This window comes from Streptomyces sp. NPDC041968, assembly GCF_055589025.1.
On record NZ_JBVJCB010000014.1, the window covers coordinates 172,719 to 195,964 of the forward strand.

Sequence of the window (23,246 nt, forward strand, 5' to 3'; positions counted from 1 at the left end):
ACCCGGGTCTGCAGCGGTACGACATCGTCCAGCGAGAAGCCGCCTGCGACCTGCGGGCGAGGGATCAACGACGCCAGCCCCCACGACATACGAGCCTGATGCACCGCGCTGACACGAGCGGACGGAGTCTCCACGCCCGCGAGACTTGGGCCGGGAGCGACTCGTACCGCCGAGGGCGTCGTCGTCCTGAGCAGCGAAGGCAGTCTGCGAGAGAGCTGATCACCTGGGACCTCAACGTCGACTCCACGGTGTGCCGGGCCCACCAGCACGCCGCCGGGGCGAGGAAAGGGGGACCTGCGGAACGAGCCGCCCGGCGGCGGCGCGGGATCCGCTGCACCATCCCGGACAAGGCCGACCAGGCCGGCAACCGCAAGAAACGCGGTTCGCACGGTGGCCGGCCGCCGAAGTCCGACCCGCAGGACTACAAGGCTCGGCACGTGGTCGAGTGCGGCATCAAGCGCCTCAGGAGACACCGGGCCGTGGCCACGAGGTACGACAAGCTCGTGGTCCGCTACGAGGCGACCGTCCTCGTCGCGGTCATCGACGAGTGGCTATGACTGACCACGTCACGATGGCGCCGCGTAACAGCGGATGGCTACCGTCTGGTGCGGACTCCACTGCTGCTCGACTGTGGCCATCAGCTCCCAGCCCAGCCGCTCATACAGGGCTGCCGCCGAGGTATCGGATGCGACGACGTCGAGCACCGGATGCAGGCCACGATGCCGCGCTTCCTCCACCGCTTGGCCGATCAGCAGTGCACCGATCCGATGTCCCCTCGCCTGCGGGGCAACGAACAGCCTGCTGACCACGGCGGTCGTACCCCGCGTCGCCCCGTTCCGCTCACTCCACAACGTCGGGGCCACATCGTCTTCGCCGCCTTGCGACAAACTGACATGCCCGACCAGGCCGCCTTCGAGTTCGGCGACCCAGGAGCCCAGCAGGGGACCGCGTGACAGCCACTCGCCGGGCTGATCCGGCCAGTTCACCGGATAGCCGTCGCGCGCATGGACCTCAGCGAGGATCCGCACGCACTCCTCAACATCGCCATCGGCCCTCTGCCGGACCCGGCGGCTCGGCCTCTCATCCGGCACCCCGGAGCTCTTGATGTTCACTCGGGCATAGAAACACAGGCCACAGAGTCACAACCAGCCACTTTCGATACAGTCCCTCCTGAGTTTTTCGTTAGTTCCCCTGGGCAGGCACTCCCACTGGATGCCGGTGTTTCAGGACGAAGAGGAACCCGCAGAGGGCCTGCCGGTCCGTACCCCGCGGTCTGCCCTCGGCCTTCTTCGGACCCGGCTTCGGCAGCAACGGCCCAACCAGCGAACACAGTTCGTCTCACACGATCCACGGCCGCGACTGACGGTTTCCCATCACCAGACCTACGAGACAGCAGGCCGAGAGTCTCATGATCAGCAGCTCTTGTTGGCGCCAGTTATGCGAACCTCATCGTCGGTGGCACGACACCACCGGCGACGCACGGCCCTTCCTGCCCGCCGTCCCGGAAGGACGCGGCCGTGCCCGCTTGACGATTCTGCGGCTCGACGAACAGCCGGGGTATGCGTCACGTGACTGCATCGGTGCCCCGGACGACGCCTGCGCTCTGAATGCTCTGAGCTGGGTTCGATACCGCTGCCGGCGCTGCCGCCGTAGCCCCACGTTAGTGTCTGGGGTATCTCGATTCCTTGGAGCATCCGTGCAAAACGATGGAAGGGCTCATGGGGACCAGCGCTCAACGCGTAATTCCGGTCCGGCGGTGCTGAGCCGAGAAGCCGAGACCGCGGAAATCATCCGGCGTGTGGGCACTGACCGGTCCCACAGTGACGTTTTGATCGTCACGGGTGACCCCGGTGCCGGAAAAAGCACGCTGCTCGACCTCGCGGCCGATCGCGCACGGGGCGCGGGTGGCCGAGTGCTGCGGGCGGTGGGGAGCGGATCCGAGGCGCACCTCGGATTCGCCGGTCTTCATCAGTTGTTGCGCCCGGTACTCGCTGAAGCGCAGGGACTGCCGTCGCGGCAGCGTTCCGCGCTCCGAGCCGTCCTCGGGCTCGAAGAGTGTGCGGAGACTCCCGACGCAATGCTCGTCGGTCTGGCGGTCCTGACCTTGTTGTCGGACCTGGCGGACACCGCCCCGCTGCTGGTGGTGGTCGACGACGCCCAGTGGATCGACCGCGCATCACTGGACGTTCTCGCGTTCGTGGCGCGACGCATGGACAGCGAGCCTGTCACGCTGCTGGTCGGAGTCCGCACCGCGGCCGCCCTGCCTGGATTCGACAAGGGATACGAGCGCCTCGAACTCGGTCCGCTGGACGCTGAGGCGGCCAACCTACTGCTGGACCGGCAACCCACGCCGCCCACCGGCCGAGCCCGGGTGCGGATCCTCCAGGAGGCGGCCGGCAACCCGCTGGCCCTGGTGGAACTGACCCACGCCACCGGGATCCGGCACCCCGTGGGCAGTGGCGTGCAGGGACCGCTGCCGGTCACCGACCGACTGGAGCGGATCTTCGCGGGGCACACGGCGGACCTGCCGGAACGGACCCGCCGCATCCTGCTGCTGCTCGCGGCCGCCGACGCGGCGGACGCTCAGGCGGCGGCCGTGGGACTTCCCGAGGCGGACGACGAGGCATGGACACCCGCGGACCGGGCCGGTCTCGTACGCCAGGAAGGATCCCGGATCTTCTTCCGCCACCCGCTCATCCGCTCCGCCGTCTACCATGCCGCGTCGTTCGAGGAACGCCGCCGGGCCCACCTCGCCCTCGCGGAGTTGCTGCGTGAGGAGCCCGATCGCCGCGCCTGGCACCTCGCCGCCGCGACCGTACGCCCCGACCAGGATGTGTCGGCCGCACTGCAGCAGACGGCCGACCGGGCCCGGCGCCGGGGTGGCTTCGCGGCCGCGGCAGCGGCCCAGGAGCGTGCCGCGGAACTCAGCCCGCGCCGCGAGGACCGGGCGCGTCTTCTGACCGAAGCCGCCACCACCGCCGTCTTCACCGGTCAACTCGGCTGGGTGGAACAACTGGCCGCCGCAGTCCGCCAGTGCACCGACGACCAGGCACTGCTGGGCAAAGCCGCGCTGGCCACCGGACAACTCATGTCCCTGGGCTCCCCTCACACAGCAGCCTTCGCTCTGCTCATGCGTGTTGCCAACGAGGCGACGGAAGCCCGGTCGCCCCTCGTTCTCGACGCGTTGGCCGCGGCGGCGGTTGTCTGCTACTACTCGGGCGAGGAGTCCCAACAGCGGCAGATCCAGAGCCTGCTCTCCCGCATGCCCGACGATGCCGCCGCAGCGGCGCTGCGCGCCTGGGTCCTGGCCGTCTCCGACCCCAGCAGCGCAGGAGTTTTCCTCACACCGGCCCTGCCCGGGCTCATCGCCAAGGCCAAGGGCGACGCCAGTCGCCTGACCATGCTGGCCATCGTCGCCTGGCTGCTCGACCAGACGACCCTCGCCGACAGGACCTTCGGCGAGGCGTTCGACCAGTGGCAGGCCCGTGGATGGCTCCCGGACGGACTGGGATGCGCGGTCGGCTGGACCCGCCTGGAGCAGGGCCGATGGGCCGAGGCCCGCTCGGTGGCGACTGACATCGCGGCCATGGCATCGTCGGCCGGACTCGTCCATGCCGAGGCATGTGCTCACGCACTCGATGCCACGGTGGTCGCTCTGCGGGGCGATCCGGCCACCGCACGCCGGCTCGTCGAACGAGCCCTGGCTCTCGTCGATCCACTGGAGAGCCGCTCCGTCGCGGTCTTCGCGCATCGGGCCCTGGGGATGGCGGCCGTGGCCGAGGGCGACTACGACACCGCGTACAGGCACTTCCGCTCCGCGTTCACCGATGACGGCGATCCGGTCCACTACCACGTCTCCTACACCCTCCTGGCCGAACTGGCGGCGGCAGCCGTCCGCCGAGGACGACAGGAGCACGCGGCAGAGCTCCTGGGACGGTCGGCGCGGCGCCTCGGTACAGGCATGTCCGCACGCGTGAGGACACTGATCGACCGGGGCCGCGCCCTGCTGGCGGAACCCGAGCACGCGGAGCCGTTCTTCCGCGCAGCGCTCAAGGAACCCGCAGGTGAGCAGTGGCCGTTCGAACGGGCGCAGACACAGCTCGACTACGGGGAATGGCTTCGGCGGCAGCGCCGTATCGCCGAGGCCCGTCCGCTGCTGAGCGCCGCCCTCGAGACCTTCCAGCGGCTGGGCGCGCGGCCGTGGGGCGAGCGGGCAAAGGCAGAACTTCGCGCCGCCGGAATCGAGGCCGGCGACGTCGTACCCACTGCCGTCGCGGAACTCAGCCCCCAGCAGCAGCAGATCGTCCAGCTGGCGGCCCGTGGCCTGACGAACCGTGAGATCGGGGAAAAGCTGTTCCTCTCACCGCGTACGGTCGGTTCTCACCTCTACCGGGTGTTCCCCAAGCTCGGCATCACCGCCCGCTCACAGCTCCGCGACATGGTCGAAGGCATCCTGTCGGGTACTGGCGTCCAGGGCTGAGTGCCGTTTCCCCGCAATTGTGGACACTCGATGCTTAGGCTGTGAGGGCGTGTTCTTGCTCGTGTCATCGTCGGTGGTCCAGGCCAGGGGCGTCGGGGAGGACTCCGACACTTCCAGGAGGACGTCGGCGAGGTCGGCCAAAGTCCGATACAGCGCGGTACGAGCCGTGTCGCTGTGGTGACGGCCCCACCGGCAGGGGGTCCGTTCAGCGATTTCATCCACGATGACCTGCGCGGCGATGTCGTCCAGAAAGTCCGGCTGTTCGAGGCGTTCTCCCGCCAGAGATGCGGTGGCGCCCCACGCGAGGTCGTCGCGGGTCATGGCGGTACAGCGTGCCAGCGTCCACAGGTCGGCGGGCCCCAGGTCGTCGACCGTGTGCTGGATGCATGGTGCGACCGCGTCCGACAGGGGTGGGACGTGGGCGTTCAGGAGGCCGGCGCGCACCTCGGTGGCCGCGCTCACGTCGCCCGGTTGCGGCGCGCCCAGCGGCAGCGAGGTCGCTGCGTGAAGTACGCGCCCGTAGACGCGCCGTGCCGGATGAGGACCGGAGGGCGGTGCAGGGCGCCTCGACAGGGAGCACAAGGCGGCCAGCAGTTTCACCGGTGCAACCCTCAGGTTGACGCACGCTCTCGACAGGCGACCATCCATCGTGTCCCCCTCCATTTTCAGGGATGGAGGCCGGTCCGGCGCGGACCGGGGGCCGCGCCGGACCGGCCTTGCCCTGAAGCCGAGTCAGTCGTCCAGGACTGCAGGGTCTGCGTGGTCTGCTCGGCGACCGTGGTGCCGACGACCACGCCGGTGGCCGGGTCGAACGGGAGTTGCCCGGAGACCTGAAGGATCGGGCCCATGCGGATGCCCTGGGACAGCGGGGCTGCCGGAGTGGGTGCGTTCTCGGTGGTGATGACGTCTTTCATGGTGTGTCCTTGTCGGAAGGGCGCACAGAGCGATCTGTGTGACGGGGGCAGGCCCAGGCCTGTCGCTCCTGGCTGCGGGGGTCGTCGACCTGGGTCCACTCGGCGTCGATGTGCATCGTGGTCCGGCGTGTGGTGTCGTACTGGTCCCAGCCGGGGTTGCCGGTCCTGGCGAAGCGGATCCAGGCCTCGTGTGTGCGGGTGGCGAGGTCCCCGGCGGGCTTGTCGGGGCCGAGCAGGGCGCCCTCACCCGCCAGCTGCGGGAGTTCGGTGTTGTCGAAGACGAAGGGGAGTTCCATCGTGTGGGTGGCGCCGAGGTCTCCGCTCAGTGCCTGGGAGCGCCAGGCGAACTCGTAGCTGAACGTGGCGGACTGGGGGTGGGCGGCATGTGCGTCGGCCAGGGCCCAGCTGCCCGCTCCGAACAGCGCGTCGCCCATGATGGCCGACCGCAGCACACCGAAGGACGCCTCGGGGCGGGTGGTGCGGTACGTCTCCACAAGCTGCGCGGGCTTCGGGTGCGAGCGCGCCGCCGTATCGGCGACATCGCCGGCGGTCGAGGAGGCGTACTTCCCCACCGGGACCAGGTAGAGGTTTCCCTCCTCGGTGTTGGTCCCGATGAGCAGGTTGACATCAGCGCTCAGGCCGGCGCCGACGGAGACGGCAGGCTGTGTGTCAAGCACCAGGCTGAAGGGGCTGAGGCCGATCAGCGGATCGTGGTGTGTCTCGGTCTGCAGGTCGATGCCCGCGAGCCGGGAGGCGGCCTCCACCAGGCGCTCGTCGGAGATGTCCGCGAAGGCGTCGGTGTGCGGCTCGATGCCCAGTTCCTCGGCCACGGCCTTGGTGACACGGGCGGCCTGCTCGGAGGTGAACGCCCCCAGACCGCTGCCGCTCTGCACGATCGCCCGGTGGAACAGGCCCGCGGCCTCAGGGGTGGCGAGGATGCCGCCGACGACGGTCGCCCCGGCCGACTGGCCGAAGAGGGTGACGCCGTCCGGGTCACCGCCGAAGGCGGCGATGTTCTCCCGTACCCAGCGCAGCGCCGCGACGACATCGAGCAGGCCGCGGTTGGCGGGCGCCCCGGGGATGTCGAGGAACCCGGCGATGCCCAGCCGGTAGTTGAGTGTGACCAGGACGACGCCGTCGCGGGCGAAGGCGGAACCGTCGTACAGCGCGGACCGCGTCGATCCGGCGACGAACCCGCCGCCGTGGACGAACACCATCACGGGCAGACCGCTGTCCGCGGTGGTGGGCTGGAAGACGTTGACGGTGAGGTAGTCCTCGCCACGGCTCCAGCCGGCGCCGAAGTAGGGGGCCATGTCGATGCTGCCGAGCTTCCGCTCGGACTGCGGGGCGTTGGGGCCGGGGACGATCGCGTCCCGTACGCCGCCCCAGGGCTCGTGCGGCTGCGGCGGGGCGAACCGTCCGGCGCCCATCGGAGGAGCGGCGTAGGGGATGTTCAGGAAGGTGGCGGTGCCGTCGTCCTGACGGAGGCCGCGGACGGCTCCCTGTGCGGTGGTGACGACGGGCTCCGGTTCGTGGCTCACAGCTATGCCTTTCCGGGGCGTCAGCCCTGCTCGGAGTACGGGGCGAAGGGCGCCCAGCCCTTGATGTCGAACGTGTTGCCGTTACGCGCGATTTCGGCGGCACCGTGACCGCCCAGGTGCGCGGGGATCAGGAGCGCGTTGTTGTCGGCCGCCCAGCCCAGCACCTTGCGGCGGGTGGCGCGGGCGCCCGCGGGGTCCTCGCAGAAGCAGCTGTTGGCGTCCGGCTCGACGATCTGCACCGGGTTGTGCAGCAGGTCACCGACGAACACCGCGCGGTCCGTCCCGGAGCTGAGGGTCAGCACGGAGGAGCCGGGGGTGTGTCCGGGAGCCGCGTCCAGGCGCAGGTCGGCGTCGATTTGATGGCTGTTCTCCCACAGCAGCGTCTGGCCGACCTGGTGCACCGGGGCCACGCTGTCCTCGAAGACGTTCTGGTTGCCACGGCCGGGCAGCGGTTCGTGGCCGTTTGCCGGGTTCCAGAAGTCGAAGTCGTCCTTCGGCATCAGATAGGTGGCGTTGGGAAAGGTGGGAACCCAACTCCGCCCGTCCAGGTATGTGTTCCAGCCGACGTGATCGATGTGCAGATGCGTGTTGATCACGATGTCCACGTCCTCGGGCTGGACACCTGCCCGGGCGAGGTTGGCCAGAAAGTCCGTCTCCAGGTGGCTCCAGACCGGCGCGTACGGGCGCTCCTTGTGGTTGCCCACACCGGTGTCGACGAGGATGGTCTTGCCTCCGCTGCGCAGCAGCCAGGTCTGGATCGCGGAATTCACGATGTTGGTCTCGGAGTCCAGGAAATGCGGGGCCAGCCAGTGGACGCCGTCCTTCCAGACTTCCTGCGAGCTTTCCGGGAAGAAGGCGTGGGGATCCATTTCGACGGACCCGTAATATTCCCAGACGCGGGTGATGGAGACGTTGCCGAGCGTGATCTTTTCCATGTGATTTCCTTGGAGTTCGTAGGGTTTACCCAACCGTACGAGCGACTTCAGCGGGCCCGGTATCCGTCACGTGACTGCACCGGTGCGTACGGCTCTGAACAGGGACCCTTCTTCTCTTGGGCCAGGTGAAAGGCGAGGCGGGCTCCCCGTTCCAGTTCCGTTCCCGGATGCCTTGTGGATGAGCGCGTGGCTACCTCACCGCGTTCACGAGACGGCAGCCGGATCCGTATGCCCGCTTGTCGGCCGTGTCGTGTGCGGTGACTGTCCCTGCCTTTCACACCGACGGCTTTGATGCCTGCACATCAGCAAAATGCAAGGGCGTGCGGTCACCCCGTGATGCGTTCTGGCGGGTGTCCGACTGCTTGGGCGGTGCCTTGGTCCTCGAGATCAACGCAGCGCAACGCGACAGGGGCCGGCCCGTGTGGCGACGGGATGTCAACGCTCTCGGGCGGGACCATGGTGGTGCGGCCGGGGTCCGGGACGAGCGGGTCCGCAGCTCGCACCAGCGCGGTCAAGGTCGCGTCGAGGCGACTGATGTGCTGCTGCAGGCGACACGACGAGGCCAGAACCACCTCAGCCCACAACAAGAAGCAGGGAACGCCGTCCATCCCCGGGCACGAGCGCGGGTGGAACACGCCTGTCGCGGCTGAAGGCCATGCTCGGCATCGCCCGGCTGCACAACCTGGCCCTCACCGATAACTCACACCCCTACGGGACAACCTCTACGAGCTCGTGCACGGTAGGCGGTGAGGCGTCGAGGACTGCGGCGGGGCTCAGTGTTCACATCTGCTGTGCCGAGGTCAGGTCCGCAGTTTGCTGGTGGGTCAGCAGTCCGGCAATGGCTTGGACCATGTCGCTGATGTGTTCGCGGCGGCCGAGGTGGCGGGCCAGGGCCCGCCAGTTCTTTCAAGTGTGCGATGCCGTGCTCGACGCGGATGCGTCGGGAGGAGTGGGCCTTGCGATGGCGCTCGTGTATCTCCTCGTACCAGTCCGGGGCGTTCTTCCTGAACTTGCGGTGCGGTGGCGTCACCACGCGCCCGCCGGTCTGGGCTTCCCGGACCCTGGTAGCCGGCATCCGCGAGGAGCTCCAGTGCCGGCCCGCGGTCCAGGAGCCTGACCAGCCCCAATTGGCGGGCATGGGTGATGTCCGCGCAGCTGCCGTGCTGAGCCGGACTGCAGAAGAGGACGCGGCCGTCGCCGTCCGTGACAGCCACGGTCTTGACCGCGTTCTGCTCGCTCTTGCCGGATATGAACTTGTCCTGGTCCCTGCGCCCGGCGGCCGGGCGCCTGACGCGGATCTCGGTTCCGGCGATGATGCCGGTCTTCCCGCTGGTTCCGAGGTGGTCGACGACCTCGGCCAGTGTCCGCAGCCGCGCACCCGGGCTGATGGCGCACCCTCGCGCGGCGAGCAGGGGCCGCACCTCGCCGATAGCACGGGTGATGGTGGACCGGTCCACACCGAACCAGCAGGCCAGCACGTCATGAGTAACGGCATGGCGTAGATGCACGAGCGTGGCCAGGAGACGGTGGACGAACACCAGCCGGTGCTTCGCACCTGCGCCCACAGCCCGCTTCCGCGACCTGGACGCGAGCTTGGCCTGGTGCCATGCGTGCCACAACGGCCCCATCTCAGCAACCAGTTCAGCGATCACGTCAGCCGACAGCCCGTGATCCTCCGGTCGCTGACGATCACTGCACGAGACGCGTTCCCCATCACACGACCGTGATCGGCGATCAGGAACTCGACGTCTGACCGCTTACGGTGCACGAGCTCGTAAGGGCTGTCCCGTCAAGACCCAACTCGCCGCTTCCAGTCTGGACCGCTGCCGATGAACCTGAGGCAGCGCGCCGGATGCAGCCCTAAGGGTTCGTCGGGATCACCGGTGCGGGCAGGTCTAGAGCGCGGCCGAGGGCGGAGGCGACCGGGGCGGCGTAAGCGGGCAGGTGCCGAGCGGCCCAGACAGCGGCCAGCTGGAGGAAGTCGATCAGGTCCTGCTCTGCGCCGGCGAGGAGGCGACGCAGGTCCGTAACGGGTACCTCCATCACGGGGTGTTGTCGTGCTCAGCGTCGACGGTCAACCGGACGACTTCGCCGTCACGTTCGGCGAGCGGAGATGGGTCGTGACCGAAGGAGGCCCAGCCGGTGCCGTCTACGACCTCAAGCCCGTCGCGTCTCTTCGTCCATGGTGAACAGTCCATGCAGGAAGCTGCCGGGTGGGTCGAGGCCGTGGTGGGCGACCGTCGTCCTCGGGATCGATGTTGTTGCAGTCGGCGATGCGCATCACCGCCGTGCCGACCTCGGCGGGATCGAGTGCGCCGCTGAGTAGCAGGAAGCCGTACGGTGCGGACTTGGCGACTGGCCAGAGGGTGAAGTCGTCGGAGGCGTAGACCTCCAGGACGGGCTGCAGAACGATCACCCGGGAAGTCTGCAGCATGTCTGCTCCCCGGCGTTCACGAGTGGGTCCGGCCTGCCGCGCTCAAGACCGCTGGGGATCTTTTCCCGGCGCCGCAGTGATCGTTCCCCGGATAGACTCGCCGAATGTCGCTGACGCGTTCGGCCATCGTAGACGTGAGCGTGGCACTCGATCTCGCGGGTGCAGAGCCCGAGGTGTTGGACGTAGGCAGGTCCACGATCGTGGTTGGAGCTGCGGCTGTTGTGATCATCGGGGATGCAGCGGACGATCCAGCAGCAGGCGGTGTGTGGAACGACCAGGAGTTCCTTCTACGAGGTCTTACGCCTGCAGTAGCCGCGTCCAGGCTCACTGGCCGAGAGCTGTTCGCAGGATCGGAACCGGATCTGGACCGGCCGGCGCACTTGTTCGTCCGGGTCGACGGTCTAGCCGTCTACATTGGTCCCGTCCGCCACTCACGGAGCACCTGGACCAACGGCGAACTCAAGAGTTGCCACCTGCACATCGACCCGCCATTGAGTCGAGAATTGCTCGACACGTCCTCGTCGGACCGGGCCTGGTCGCTCATATCGGTTGAGTCGAGGTTCCTGACAGCGTAGTGATCGCGACCATGCTCCTCATCGACCATCGACATGGATCCGCTACGCGGTCAGGGCGAGGTTGTGAAGGCGAGCGATGCCGAATCCTCGCCTTTCAGGAGGGGGCGTCCGGGGCGCCGTCGGCCTGGCCTGGCAGGGAACCACCCCGCTCGCCTCTCATCGAAGGTTGAGTGACTACTCCTGGGCATCATCGTTTGTGACTGCGAGGGAGCCGCTCCTCCTTACGCAGGTGTCCGGTCTCAGAACTCAGTCGGCGGCAAGTAGCTGCTCGCGCAAGATGTCAGCGTGCCCGCAGTGGTGGGCCAGCTCGCGTAGGACTTGCAAGTACACCCAGCGCAGCGTGCGCGGCCCGGCACGGTGGCCGGTCACGATGGTGTCCAGCGGCAGGTCGGCGACCACCGCCCGGGCCGTCGCGCAGGCCCTCCGGTGGGCCGCCGTGACGGAGGCGACGGTGTCGTCGTCGGCAAGCCGGAAGGACTCGTCCGGGCTCTGAACCAAGCCGAGCTCCTGACGTGATGTGCCGCCGACACACTCCTCGAACCACACCCGTTGCATCCACGTAACGTGCTTGAGCAAGCCGAGCAACGTTGTCGCCGACGGGACGAGCCGGCGGCGGGTCTGCTCCTCAGTGAGGCCGACGAGGGTTACCTCGAGGGCGTCCCGATACTCCTGGACGAACGCATCGAGCTGGGTTCGTTCGTCATCCAACGGCACATCGAACGGGCCCATCAGAGTCTCCCATCACGGGCGCTGAGCACGGGATCGCCGTACGCGCGTATCGGTTCCCCCTTCGGTGAGAAAACCTAGCGGTCACCAACCTTCGATGACAACGCTCAACCTTCACTGCGAGAGGTCACCGGCCGAGGATGACGCGGCGCACCGTTCCTAATCCGAGAACGCGATCCGTATGCATTACGCACGGAATTAGCACGCGTATTGTTCGTTTCATGGAGTAGAGGGTCGGTCGAGAGGTGTTCCATGTCCGAGCTGTTCGATGCGGTCGACGCGCTGGTCGCGTCCCGTTCATGGCCTGACGCTCGCTGTGCCGACGGATGCGTACCGTGCGCCCCTCAGGCCGCCTTCGGCGGTCGCGGTGTGCGGCACGTACGACCACAGGGACATGGGCAGGCGGCCGTGGGTTTCGATGAGTTCGTGCTCGCGCGCGCGGGTTGCCCGTGCGGTCGCGACACCTCCGTCGGCGCAGTACTCGGACAGCTCGACCGACGCCCGCTCCAGGTCCAGGTGCTCGCGGGTGCGGTAGACCTTGGCGAAGTGCCGCCGGCCCGCCTGGTCCACGACGGCGTAATTGTCCGTCGCGGTGCCCTCCGGGATACGCGTGATGTCTGCCGGGTGCAGCTCGTACGCAAGCATCTCAGCGGTCCGGCCGGGTGTGGAAGGCGCGGCGACACGGTTGGCGGAGGGCTGGTGAGATGCGGTGGACATGGTCTCCTGGTCGAAGCGCAGTGAATTGCTCAGATGCTGCACGAGTGGCAGGACTTCTCGCACCGATTGCATGAGGCGGGGCATCAGCCGTATTGCCTGGTGTGGCCTTGAGCTGATCTGACCTAGGGTTTCGCGGGATTCGGGCGGGGGCTTTCGGGCTCCGCCCTCGTCGTGTGCCGGAGGGGCCTTCAGGGGGCCAGGGCACATTGAGGGCACATTGGATCGGCCGGGGACACAGGTGTGCCCTGCCGGGCGGACGTACCGCCGTACTCGCCACGCCGTAACGGGAGCGGTCTGCCGGGGATGGACGGCACCCTCACTTGCCGTCCATCCCCGGTTCGACTGTGTCGGACCCAGGCGCCTGCCTGCGGCATCGGTGGTCGAGCGGGTGCGCCCCGCCGGACAGGGTGAGGCATGGATCCCCTGCTACCCGACCACCGTGCGTGTCACCGTGCCGCAGGTGGTGACGACCTCATCGCACCTTCCGCGCGTACGGCGCGACGGTGATCCGGTCGATCAGCGGCGCGTAGCGGGAACGAAGCAGTACGCCGGGGAAGGTGTCCGAGGCGTAGGTAGTGCCGTCGAAGTTCGGCAACTCCTCGGAGCTGAAGGAGACCGTGTTCTGTCCCTTCTTGAGGTGGACCGGGATGGTCAGCTCCCAGAAATTGTTGCGGTGGAAGCTGTGCGGGAAGCCGACGCGGCGTATCTTGTCGCCGTTGACGGTGATGTCGGCGTGGCGGGCGAGCGGGTCCGGGTTGTAGTGGGTGGCTTCGGACTGTTCGGGGTTGGAGTAGCGGACGCGCAGCGCGTACAGGCCGGCCCGGTCGGCGCCGACGGTGAACGTCGCGGTGTTGCCGTTGCCGGGCTCGCCGCCGATGCCGGTGACGGCAGTGCCGCCGGTGGCCAGGGAGAGCGGGGCGAGCGTGGCCGAGCCCGCGAGTTCGGCGTCGCCCGCCTCGTACGTACGAGTCGGAAGCGCGCCCTGGGTGGGCGTGACCGTGAGCCGGTCCACGAGCGTGCTGGACGAACCTCCGGTTACAGTCACCTTGTTGACCCCTCCCGAAAGGGAGACCGCCACGCTGTTCCTGCCCTGGGACAGGCGCAGGACATCGTGTCCGTTGACAGTGAGCCGGGCGTTCGCGCTGCGGAGAGTGTCGACCTGGAGGGTGGCCTCGCGGTCGGCGGGTGAGTGGACCCAGAACGTTGCGGTCTGGCCCCTCTTGAGCTGGACCGCGCCCGAGCCGGTGGCGGGGGCTGTGGCCTGCTTCGGCAGCGTGTACGTGGGCCGTGCCCCGCCGTCCAGCCAGGCCAGCTCGCCCTCGTACACCTGGGCGGTGGCCGAAGCCCCGGGGAGGGAGAGGAGGAGGCGGTCGACGATAGCATCGCCCTGGGTGGCGCGCTTGCCGTCGGCGCTCTTCGCGGCGAGCGTCAGGGTGTGCTTGCCCTTGGTGAGCTTCACCTTGGTGTCGGCGTGGTCCCACACCACCCACTTGTAGCCGAGCGGAAGGTGCAGCTCCTGCTCGCTGGCCGCCTTGCCGTCGACGCGCAGGAAGACGTTGGTGGGGCCCTGTTCCTTCACCTTGTCGAAGGTGTTGAGGGAGTTGGCGAAGACACTAAGGTCGTACGTGCCGTCCTCGGGCACGTCCACCGTGAAGTCGAGCGTGAGGTCCGAGCCGGTGCGCAGGCCCCCCACGTCGTAGCCGCCGGAGGTGTAGAACTTCGACACGTCTCGGGGCGAACCCTCCGGGCCGTTCTTCGAGTAACCGGACCCGGTGTGGGCGGCGTCCTCCGCCTCGTACGACGACTTCCAGCGCGTGGACGGTGACTGTGTGCCGCCGGCCTTCCCGGCCGGGCTGAGGATGATCTCGTATGCCGAGGACTCCTTCAGCTTCGGCAGTCCGCCGTCGCCGAAGCCGAGGACGACCGTACCGTCGTCACCGACCCGCACGTCCCGCTCCGCGAGCAGCTGCGGCCCGGGGGAGTCTCCCAGCTGGCCACTCCACTCGATCTCCCGCACCCAGGCGTGCACCCGGTCGCCGAAGATCTCCTCCGGTACGTTGTCGAAGGTGATGTGGCCCTTGCCGGTGGACCCGCCGAAGAGCAGCCGGGCCTGCTTCTTCTTCTCGTCGAGCGTGGCGACGCCCTGCATGGTGTAGTTCTCGCCCGGGAACGGCGGGGTCACCTTCACCGTGTGCCCGCTCATCGAAGCGTACGAGTTGAGCAGCCACCACTGGCCGTTGCCGCGGTTGGACTGCACCGCGGAGTCGGAGAGATTGCCGTCGATGTTCCAGTACGCGATGTCGGCGTCGACCTTGGACTCCTCGATCGCGGACACCCACTGGATCATCTGGCCGGGCACGGAGGTGTGGTAGTTGAACGCGTACTCATTGATGTTGACGGGGAGTTGGGTGCCCTCCTTGGCGGTGCCCTTGAAGAGGTCCTTCTCCCACCCCCGGTACTTGGCGACGCTCTCGCGCACCGCCTCCGGGTGGCTCAGCTCGTGCCAGGTGATGACGTCGGGAAGAGTACCGGCGGCCTGGGCGTGGGTGAGGAAACCCTTCACCTGGTCGAAGAGGATGCTGGTGTTGGGACCCGCGATGCGGGCCTCGGGCATCTTGCTCCTGATGAGCTGGTGGAAGTCGTCCCAGGCGGCGAAGTAGTCGTCCGGGTCGTTCAGCCAGCTGACCTTGTTGTAGCTCCACTCGCCGGTGCCGAACATGTTGCCCTCGGGCTCGTTGAACGGCACGAAGACGACGTTGTCCTGGTACTCCTTCGGCAGCTCCAGGACCTGGTCGACCTGCTTGACGATCTTCTCCCGGTAGAGCTTGAGCTTCTGCTCGGGGGTGTCGCCCGGCCACTGGTACGGGAAGCCGCGGTGGATGTCGGTCATGTAGATGTACACGTCACCGTCGGTGGAGTCGGCCAGCGGCTTGACCACCTCCAGGGCGTCGGCGCCGGGGTGCTGCGGGCCGTCCTGCGCCTTCGTGGAGACCGTGCGCAGGCCCATGCCCTCCATGAGGTTGTTGGTGGGGACGTCTGGTCCGTACACGCCGTAGAGAGTGCCGGAGGCGCCGCCGTGGAACGCGCCGGTGTCCGATCCGAGGTCGACGGTGAGCTGACCCTCGCGGACCACGGTGACGGTCGCCCGCACCGTGCGCCCGGCTGCCGTTCCCGCCACAGTGAACGTTCCCGGCCGGGCGTACTTGTCGGCCGGTACGTCGTTCCAGGTGACCGGTGTGTCGCGGTCGTAGCCGTCGGAGAAGGAGGAGCGGATGGCGGCGGGGAGGGATGGCGCGGTCCCGGACGTCGTACGGACCTCGAAGGACGTCTTCGAGAGCTCCTTGAGGGTGGGCAGGGTTCCGACCGTGCCGGCCACCTGCTCGGCACTGAGCGCCGCGTGCCACACGGTGAAGTCGTCGATGGCCCCCTTGAACAGGGGGTCCGGATAGAAGGACTTGCCGATGTAGCCGGCTGTCGTGGCCGGAGCGCCCAGCAGGTCCTTGGCCTTGATGCTGGTGGCGGCGGAGGAGACCACCACACCGTCGAGATAGGTGGTGACCCGGCCCGCGGTGGAGTCGAGGGCGACGGTGACCGTCCGCCACTCGTCCGCGGGCAGCATCGCGTACCCGCGGGTCTGCGCCTCCGCGCCTCCTCCGCCGGTGGTCACCGAGGTCTGCAGCAGGCCGCTGTTGTTGGACGGGGTGGCGAAGAGGTACTTGGTGTCGTTGCTGCCCAGATCGAAGATCCGCTGCCAGGCCGACCTGTCGCCGCCCCACTTCACGCGGGCGGACACCGTCAGGTCGTCTGCTCCGCCGACCACTTCGCGAGGAAGGCGGACGTACGCACCGTCGGAGGTGGGCGCCCCGCCCGGCAGAGCCAGCGCCTTGCCTCCGCCGGTGCCGGTGACGGACTGCGCGGTGGATCCGTTGAGCAGACTCGCGGTCAGACCGTGGCCGGAACTGTCGCTGATCTTTCCGGAGGCGAGGTCGTCCTGGTCGAAGGTGTAGTGAGCGGCGGGCCGGGGCGCGTCGGCCGCCTGCGCCGACGCGGCGGGTGTGGCCAGCAGGCCCGCGCCGAGAGCCAGGGCCACGGCGGCCGAGCTTCGGCGCCGGGCGGATCTGTCAGCGGATGGCATGGATTACGTCCTCAATCCTTCAGTCAGGGGTTCCGGGATCCGGTCGGCCCTCCTCGGTCGGCAGCTCGTCCAAGTGCCGTTCCGTGCGGAGAGCCTGGGGAGGAGTACGCCGAACCCGTTCGGTCAGCTGCGCTCCAACGAGCGGAAAGGCAGTTCCAGGCTCCGGGTTCGGGTTCCGGGGTGGAGGTGGATCGGGCCCAGGGGGCTTCTTGCCCCGTCGGTTCGGCGGAGGGATCGCTTCATCGAACCGGTTCGGCGAAGCTAGCACCGGGCAAAGCGGCCAGCAATCCCCCCGACGGAGAGAATTTCCCGTTCCGCTGACGGGATTTGGTGAAGCGCGTCCCGAGTATTGACAGCCGCTCCGGCGCTTCCTACCTTCGCTCCATGCGAACCGGTTCGACGAAGGAGTCGCCGTGAACATCGGTGAGATCGCCCGCCGGGCCGGTGTCTCGCGGAGCACCGTGTCCTACGCGCTGAGCGGCAAGCGCCCAGTCTCGGAGGACACCCGAAGAAGGATCCAGCAGGTCGTGGACGAGCTGGGCTACCGACCCAGCGCCAGCGCCCGCGCCCTGGCCAACGGGCGTACCAGCACGCTCGGGCTGGTCTTCCCGCCGGCCGGGAACCATTACACGGGCATGCAACTGGACTTCATCGGCAGCGTGGTGGAGGCCGCTGCGGCCTGCGACTACGACGTACTGCTGTCCCCCAGTGGTGTGGACAGCGACCGCTCCTTCCAGCGGCTGCTGGGGGAGCGGCGGGTCGACGGCGCGATTTTGATGGAAATCCGCCTCGAGGACGACCGAGTGGACCATCTGGCCGCTGTGGACTTCCCGTTCGTCGCCATCGGCCGTACCGCGCGTCCCGAGGGCGGCTGGTGGGCGGGCCTCGACCACACCGCGCTGGTGGAGGCGTGCGTGCACCATCTGGCGGATCTCGGGCACCGCCGAGTCGCCTTCGTCAACCGCCCCGAGCAACTGCTGCGGAGCGGGTACGAGTCCGCGCACCGCGGCCTGGACGGCTTCACGAAGGCCGCGGCCGAACGCGGGCTGACGGTCCGGACGTACTGCTGCGGTGACGACCCCGCTTCGGGCCAGACGTGTCTGGAACAGATCCTGCACGACGATCCGGCCACCACGGCCCTGGTCACCCTGAACGAGGCCGCGCTCGGCGGCCTGTACCGAGGGCTGGTCGAGGCCGGCCGCCATGTGCCGCGTGACTTCTCCGTCACCGGCGTCGTGGCCAGCCGCTGGGCCCAGACGGTGACCCCGCAGCTCACCGCTGCGGACGTACCGGCGGCGGAGCTGGGCCGTCTCGCCGTCGACCTCCTGGTCGAGCGGCTCGACAACCCCGGCGCACCGCCCCGGCACCACCTCCTCGTACCACCGGTGTCCCTGCGGGCCAGCACCGGGCCGGCCGGCGCCACACCCCCGGTGGGCACTGGGCCCCGTACGCCCTGATCACCTCCCTACGCGTCAGACCACTGGGCACCCGAACCGGTCACCCGCGCCGTTCGGCATGCCCGCGTTCTCCACCTGCTCACCGCCCTCGGCACCCGCATGCTCAAGACAAAGGAACCCGCGATGAACAGCTCCGCCAGAAAGCGCCGTCTGACGACCGCGGCTGCGACCGCCCTGGTCGTCGCCCTCAGCGCCACTGCCTGCGGTTCGGGAGGCACCGGGGCGAAGAAAGCCGACGACGGCACGTACACCGTCTGGGATCCCTACCCGCAGTTCGCCAAAGGCTCGGCCTGGGACAAGCTCCTTGATTCCTGCGGTGCCGAGGCAGATGTGCAGATCAAGCGGACCGGCTTCGACACCAGCGACCTGGCGAACAAGGCACTCCTTGCCGCGCAGCAGGACAACTCCCCGGACGTCCTCATCGTCGACAACCCGGTGGTGTCGACCCTGGCCGAGGCCGGCGTCCTCACGACCACTGACGAGAACAAGCTCGACACCTCGGGCGTGGACCCCAACCTGCTCGAGGCCGGCCAGCTGAAAGGCAGTACCTACGGCACTCCGATCGGCGCCAACACCCTTGCCCTGTACTACAACAAGGAGGTTCTGACGGAGGCCGGGGTGGACATCGCCTCGGTCAAGGACTGGCCGACCATGACGGCGGCGCTGGCGAAGGTCAAGAAGGCGGGCAAGAAGGGCATCACCTTCTCCGCGATCGGCACGGAGGAGGGCAGCTTCCAGTTCCTGCCGTGGTTCTGGGGCTCGGGCGCGGAACTGACCGACATCGACTCCTCCGCGGCCGTCTCCGCCCTGTCCCTGTGGACGGACTGGCTGGGCAAGGGCTACGCCCCCAACTCCGTACTCAACAACACCCAGACCACCAGCTGGCAGGAGTTCGCGACCGGCGACTACGCATTCGCCGAGAACGGCACCTGGCAGCTCGCCCACGCCAAGAAGGCGGGATTCGACTACGGCGTCCTGCCCATACCGGCCTCCGACGGCGGCAGCGCCGCGGCCCCGATCGGTGGAGAGTTCGTCACCCTCCCGGTGCAGGGCGACGCCGGTCGCTACACCATCGCGCAGAAGCTCGCGGCCTGCCTGACCAGCACTCAGAACCTGTACGACACCGACACCACCCTCTCCTACGTCGCCCCCACCACCGAGGTGCAGAGCAAGCAGATGGCAGCCGACCCCGAGCTCAAGCCGTGGGTGGATGCGGTCAAGGCGGCCAAGGGCCGCACCAGCGGTGATCTGGGCACCAAGTACCCGAAGGTCTCGGAACAGTTGTGGAAGGCCGTCCAGTCCGCCCTCAGTGGCTCGAAGTCTCCGAAGGACGCGCTTGCCGCCGCTCAGTCCGCCGTCAAGTAGCCGCACGTCAGGGACTGTTGATGAGACTCATGGCACAATTGCCGCTCTCAGGGCCCGAGACCGGCGACGGCGAGTCGGCCCCTGCCGCACCGTCCCGGACCCGGCGCCGCCCCAGATCCCAGCAGTGGGCCGCCTGGTCCTTCCTCACCCCGGTGACCCTCTACCTCATTCTCTTCTACGCCTACCCCCTCTACCGCAACATCGACCTGAGCCTGCGCAACTACACCGTCCGTTCCTTCGTCCAGGGTGATGCCCCGTTCACGGGCCTGGAGAACTACAGGACCGTCCTCGCCGATGCGACCTTCCTCCCGGCCCTGCTCCACACCGTCCTCTTCACCGTTGTGTGCCTGGCCTTCCAGTACGTCATCGGGCTGGCGCTCGCGGTCTTCTTCCACCAGCACTTCCGGCTCTCCGCCACGCTGCGGGCCCTGTTCCTGGTGCCCTGGCTGCTGCCACTGATCGTGTCGGCCTCCACCTGGTCGTGGATGCTCAACAGCGACTCCGGCATCGTCAACGCCGCCCTGCACGGGATGGGCATCGCCCCGGTGAACTGGCTGACCTCGCCGAGCTGGTCGCTGATCTCGGTGATCATCGCGAACATCTGGATCGGCGTACCGTTCAACCTCGTTGTGCTCTACAGCGGCCTGCAATCCATTCCGGCAGGGCTGTACGAGGCCGCAGCCCTGGACGGGGCGGGTGCCTGGCGGCGGTTCTGGAGCATCACCTTCCCGCTGCTGCGCCCGGTGTCCGCGATCACCCTGCTCCTGGGCCTGGTCTACACGCTCAAGGTCTTCGACATCATCTGGATCATGACCAAGGGCGGTCCTGCGGAGTCCTCCACCACCTTCGCCACCTGGTCCTACCAACTCGGATTCGGCAACCTGCTTCCCGCCTTCGGCCCGGGTGCCGCCGTCGGCAACCTGCTGGTGGTGGCCGCCCTGGTCTTCGGACTGGTGTACATCCGGGTGCAGCGAAAGCAGGCATGGTCATGAACCGAAACACCACGCACACGCGGGGAAACACCAAGCCCACCCGGGGGGAAAACAGGCGCACCTGGGGAAAGACGGCCGTCGGCCTGCTGCTGACCGGGATCATGCTCTTCCCGGTCTACTGGATGCTGAACGTGTCCTTGACACGCGACCAGAACATGCGCAAGAGCCCACCGGACCTGTTCCCCGTTGACGGCACCCTGGACGGCTACCGCACCGTCCTCGCCGAGCAGATGCCCTACCTGGGTACCAGCCTCGTCATCGGCCTGGGCACCGTCGTCCTGACCGTGGCCCTGTCCGCTCCGGCCGGCTACGCCCTGGCCAAGCTGCGCCCGCGCGGCGGCGGCGTCCTCGGCTTCGTCCTGCTGGTCGCTCAGATGATCCCCGGCATCATCATGGCGATGGGCTTCTACGCCATCTACCTCAGCCTCGGTCTGCTCCAGTCCGTCCCCGGCCTGATCGTCGCCGACTCCACCCTGGCCGTTCCCTTCGCGGTGCTCATCTTCACCGCGTTCATGTCCGGCATCCCCGGCGAGCTGATGCAGGCGGCGAAGACGGACGGCGCCGGGCCCCTGCGTACCTTCTGGTCGATCGTCGTGCCGATGAGCCGCAACGCCGTCGTCACGGTGTCCCTGTTCGCGTTCCTGTGGTCCTGGTCCGATTTCGTCTTCGCCGGAACCCTGGTCAACGGCGGTCCCCACGAGCCGATCACCCTCGGCATCTACCACTACATCGGCAACAACAACCAGGAGTGGAACGCCATCATGGCCACCGCGGTCGTGGCCTCGCTGCCGGCCGCGGTCATCCTCGTCCTTGCCCAGCGCTACGTCGCCGCCGGTGTGACCGCCGGTGCCGTCAAGGACTGACCTCTTTACCACTCCTCCCCCCTCGCCACGGCCGTGCCCGTCCGCCGGACGGCCGGCGCCCCCTGCCCGAGAAACGAGTGACATCTCATGACCGCCGCCCGATCCGGTCCGGCCTTCTCCGTCCAGGACATCCCGTTCAGCACGTACGGTTCCTGGTTCGACATCTCCCCGGTGCTGGCGGAGAAGATCTGGGCCGAGGACCTCCACCTCGTCTCCCACCAGAACGGCATGCACGCCGTGTTGAGCCTCGTGCCGCTGGACGCCTCGACGGGGGAACGGGCCGAGACCCGCGTGGTGGCGACTCCGAGCCTGCTGAGCTGGATCGGCGCCGTCGACCGTGTCGATCTTGCCTACGAGTCGCCGGACACGGTGCGCCTGCGCGGTGCGGGGCTGCCATTGCGCGTCTCCGCGGCGGCCCGGACGCTGACCCCGTTCAGCGGCACCTACTTCTTCCATGACGCGTCCGCCGACGCGTACGTGTTCACCTCGTACGAGACAGGTCGCCGCTACCGCGTCACCGTGCTCTCCGGCACGGCTACCAATACTCTCGGCATCCAGGCCCTGGGCAGCGGTGACCGCGGCCTGACCGTCGCCGCCGACGCGGACGGCCCATGGGAGATCGCGATCGAGGAACTCGACACCGCTCGCCCCGCGTACGCCCGGGCGGCAGCCTTCGATGAGATCGTCGAAGCCGCGCAGAGTTCCTTCGCGGACTTCGTCGACACGGTGGCCCCCTGGCGGTCGTCCGCCACCCCGGCCGCCGAACTCGCCGTCTACGTCGTGTGGTCCGCGACCGTCCATCCGGCGGGGTTGGTCACCCGGCCCGGCGTCCTCATGTCCAAGCACTGGATGGACAAGGTCTGGAGCTGGGACCACTGCTTCAACGCCCTGGCTCTGGCACCCGGACAGCCCGAACTGGCGTGGGACCAGTATCACCTGCCCTTCGACCACCAGGACGGGGCCGGGGCACTGCCCGACTCGGTCACCCACTCCGAGGTTCTCCGCAACTTCGTCAAACCGCCCATCCACGGTTGGGCGTTCGGCTACCTGCGACGTCGGCTGAGCATGCCGCCCGGCCCGGCGGAGCTGGCTGAGACGTACGACAGGCTGACACGCTGGACGGACTTCTGGCTCACCGGACGACGTGCGCCCGGGGCCGCACTGCCCCACTACCAGCACGGCAACGACAGCGGCTGGGACAACGCCACCACCTTCGACCCCGAACGCGTGGTCGTCACCGCGGACCTGAGCGCCTTCCTCGTGCTCCAGCTTCGCGAACTAGTTAATATAGCAACTTACTTGGATATACCGAAGGATGTCCATCGGTGGACGCGAGCCGCCGAGACGACGCAGGCGGCGATGCTCGACCAGCTCTGGAGCGGCGACCGGTTCGTCGCCCGGGGAGTTGACAGCGGCAACACCTGGCACAGTGACAGCCTCCTCGACCTGATGCCCATAGTGCTGGGCGAGCACCTGCCCGATGACGTCAGCGGCGTGCTGGCCGCCCGCATCGAGGCCCACCTGACCCCGTACGGACTGGCCACCGAACTGCCGACCTCCCCGCACTACCTCTCCGACGGCTACTGGCGCGGCCCGATCTGGGCCCCCGCCACGGTCCTCATCGAGGACGGGCTGCGCCGCGCCGGACAGCGCCGGCTGGCGGACGAGGTCAGCGCCCGCTTCCGCGCCCTGTGCGAAAATCATGGCTTCGCCGAAAACTTCGACGCCCTGACTGGAACGGGCCTGCGGGACCGCGCCTACACCTGGACCGCCAGTAGCTACCTCCTGCTCGCCGAAGCACACGTGAGGCGCGGCGGCGACTCGTCTATGCCCGTGTCGAGCACGTCTTCTTCCAGATGAAGCACTGCAAAAGACTCCGCGACTGCCGACAGCGCGGCGACGGCCTCCAGTAAGCGGTCCAGGCCGTGTCCCCCAGCACAACCTCGCCCTCACCGCATGACGCACCATTCTCATAACCGGCTCCGACCTGCCTCGGACAAACTTTCTGCAACACGCCTTACTGATCTTTTCGTAAGTTCGGTGGGTGTGGTGGGCGTGTGGGTGGGAGGCTGTCGGCGTGGCTTATCAACCTTCCTCTTCGGTTGCCGGCGC

General features: G+C 68.1%; 18 protein-coding genes and 3 pseudogenes. 10 read left to right on the forward strand and 11 right to left on the reverse strand.

Annotated elements, in window-relative coordinates:
• The first annotated feature begins 98 nt into the window (after positions 1–98).
• A complete protein-coding gene (locus tag ACZ6EG_RS29805) occupies positions 99–557 on the forward strand; it encodes a transposase family protein (protein ID WP_469609119.1) in 459 nt (152 codons plus the stop codon).
• A gap of 9 nt (positions 558–566) precedes the next feature.
• On the opposite strand, the gene ACZ6EG_RS29810 is transcribed toward ACZ6EG_RS29805, so the two are convergent.
• Complete coding sequence (locus ACZ6EG_RS29810) at positions 567–1,028, reverse strand: GNAT family N-acetyltransferase (RefSeq protein ID WP_391971605.1); 462 nt, start codon at positions 1,026–1,028, stop codon at positions 567–569.
• Between the two features lie 668 nt (positions 1,029–1,696).
• On the opposite strand from ACZ6EG_RS29810, the gene ACZ6EG_RS29815 reads away from it, so the two are divergent.
• A complete protein-coding gene (locus ACZ6EG_RS29815; RefSeq protein ID WP_469609122.1) occupies positions 1,697–4,480 on the forward strand; it encodes a helix-turn-helix transcriptional regulator in 2,784 nt (927 codons plus the stop codon).
• On the opposite strand, the gene ACZ6EG_RS29820 is transcribed toward ACZ6EG_RS29815, so the two are convergent.
• The 4 genes from ACZ6EG_RS29820 to ACZ6EG_RS29835 are packed head-to-tail and all read right to left on the reverse strand — an operon-like array spanning position 4,424 to position 7,870.
• Positions 4,424–5,128, reverse strand: a complete 705-nt coding sequence (locus ACZ6EG_RS29820; protein ID WP_469609125.1) for a hypothetical protein — start codon at positions 5,126–5,128, stop codon at positions 4,424–4,426. The two genes, ACZ6EG_RS29815 and ACZ6EG_RS29820, sit on opposite strands and share 57 nt — an antisense overlap.
• Before the next feature lie 17 nt (positions 5,129–5,145).
• Entirely contained in the window at positions 5,146–5,394 is a 249-nt protein-coding gene (locus ACZ6EG_RS29825; RefSeq protein WP_469609128.1) for a Rid family hydrolase, read from the reverse strand.
• Positions 5,391–6,935: a carboxylesterase/lipase family protein gene (locus ACZ6EG_RS29830; protein ID WP_469609130.1), complete on the reverse strand. Its 1,545-nt coding sequence runs from the start codon at positions 6,933–6,935 to the stop codon at positions 5,391–5,393. The genes ACZ6EG_RS29825 and ACZ6EG_RS29830 overlap by 4 nt, the downstream gene beginning before the upstream one ends.
• 20 nt (positions 6,936–6,955) lie before the next feature.
• Entirely contained in the window at positions 6,956–7,870 is a 915-nt protein-coding gene (locus ACZ6EG_RS29835; protein WP_469609133.1) for an MBL fold metallo-hydrolase, read from the reverse strand.
• A 479-nt stretch (positions 7,871–8,349) separates the two neighbouring features.
• Between ACZ6EG_RS29835 and ACZ6EG_RS29840 the strand changes: the two are divergent.
• Positions 8,350–8,564: pseudogene (locus ACZ6EG_RS29840) on the forward strand (IS5/IS1182 family transposase); the annotation flags it as partial.
• A 130-nt stretch (positions 8,565–8,694) separates the two neighbouring features.
• Here the strand turns inward: ACZ6EG_RS29840 and ACZ6EG_RS29845 are convergent.
• From ACZ6EG_RS29845 to ACZ6EG_RS29855, 3 genes are all read right to left on the reverse strand, one after another.
• Positions 8,695–9,522 (reverse strand): transposase, encoded by an 828-nt coding sequence (locus tag ACZ6EG_RS29845; RefSeq protein ID WP_469609136.1) that lies wholly within the window; start codon positions 9,520–9,522, stop codon positions 8,695–8,697.
• A 208-nt stretch (positions 9,523–9,730) separates the two neighbouring features.
• Complete coding sequence (locus tag ACZ6EG_RS29850) at positions 9,731–9,913, reverse strand: hypothetical protein (protein WP_469609139.1); 183 nt, start codon at positions 9,911–9,913, stop codon at positions 9,731–9,733.
• Between the two features lie 106 nt (positions 9,914–10,019).
• Positions 10,020–10,304 carry a hypothetical protein gene (locus ACZ6EG_RS29855; RefSeq protein WP_391971446.1) on the reverse strand — a complete coding sequence of 95 codons (285 nt, stop codon included), beginning with the start codon at positions 10,302–10,304 and terminating at the stop codon, positions 10,020–10,022.
• A gap of 104 nt (positions 10,305–10,408) precedes the next feature.
• Between ACZ6EG_RS29855 and ACZ6EG_RS29860 the strand changes: the two genes are divergently transcribed.
• Positions 10,409–10,879 carry a hypothetical protein gene (locus tag ACZ6EG_RS29860; RefSeq protein WP_391971445.1) on the forward strand — a complete coding sequence of 157 codons (471 nt, stop codon included), beginning with the start codon at positions 10,409–10,411 and terminating at the stop codon, positions 10,877–10,879.
• A gap of 246 nt (positions 10,880–11,125) precedes the next feature.
• Here ACZ6EG_RS29860 and ACZ6EG_RS29865 read toward each other — a convergent pair whose 3' ends face one another.
• From ACZ6EG_RS29865 to ACZ6EG_RS29875, 3 genes are all read right to left on the reverse strand, one after another.
• The gene (locus ACZ6EG_RS29865; RefSeq protein ID WP_391971444.1) at positions 11,126–11,608 is read right to left on the reverse strand and encodes a DinB family protein; all 483 of its coding nucleotides are present in this window, start codon (positions 11,606–11,608) and stop codon (positions 11,126–11,128) included.
• Positions 11,609–11,902: 294 nt separating this feature from the next.
• Complete coding sequence (locus tag ACZ6EG_RS29870; protein WP_469609144.1) at positions 11,903–12,364, reverse strand: hypothetical protein; 462 nt, start codon at positions 12,362–12,364, stop codon at positions 11,903–11,905.
• A 430-nt stretch (positions 12,365–12,794) separates the two neighbouring features.
• On the reverse strand, positions 12,795–16,412 hold the full coding sequence (locus ACZ6EG_RS29875) for a LamG-like jellyroll fold domain-containing protein (RefSeq protein WP_469609147.1): 3,618 nt from the start codon (positions 16,410–16,412) through the stop codon (positions 12,795–12,797).
• A gap of 458 nt (positions 16,413–16,870) precedes the next feature.
• Here ACZ6EG_RS29875 and ACZ6EG_RS29880 point away from each other — a divergent pair, with 458 nt between their 5' ends.
• The 6 genes and pseudogenes from ACZ6EG_RS29880 to ACZ6EG_RS29905 form a co-directional block, all read left to right on the forward strand.
• Positions 16,871–17,914, forward strand: a complete 1,044-nt coding sequence (locus tag ACZ6EG_RS29880; RefSeq protein WP_391971441.1) for a LacI family DNA-binding transcriptional regulator — start codon at positions 16,871–16,873, stop codon at positions 17,912–17,914.
• 123 nt (positions 17,915–18,037) lie between these two features.
• Positions 18,038–19,279 (forward strand): sugar ABC transporter substrate-binding protein, encoded by a 1,242-nt coding sequence (locus ACZ6EG_RS29885; protein ID WP_469609151.1) that lies wholly within the window; start codon positions 18,038–18,040, stop codon positions 19,277–19,279.
• A gap of 20 nt (positions 19,280–19,299) precedes the next feature.
• Positions 19,300–20,271, forward strand: coding sequence for a carbohydrate ABC transporter permease (locus ACZ6EG_RS29890; RefSeq protein ID WP_469609154.1), 972 nt, complete (start codon positions 19,300–19,302; stop codon positions 20,269–20,271).
• Entirely contained in the window at positions 20,268–21,134 is an 867-nt protein-coding gene (locus ACZ6EG_RS29895) for a carbohydrate ABC transporter permease (RefSeq protein WP_391971438.1), read from the forward strand. The genes ACZ6EG_RS29890 and ACZ6EG_RS29895 overlap by 4 nt, the downstream gene beginning before the upstream one ends.
• A gap of 87 nt (positions 21,135–21,221) precedes the next feature.
• A pseudogene (locus tag ACZ6EG_RS29900) lies at positions 21,222–22,949 on the forward strand (amylo-alpha-1,6-glucosidase); the annotation flags it as partial.
• Positions 22,928–23,047 (forward strand): annotated as a pseudogene (locus ACZ6EG_RS29905) (IS5/IS1182 family transposase); the annotation flags it as partial. The pseudogenes ACZ6EG_RS29900 and ACZ6EG_RS29905, both read left to right, overlap by 22 nt.
• Positions 23,048–23,246 lie beyond the last annotated feature (199 nt).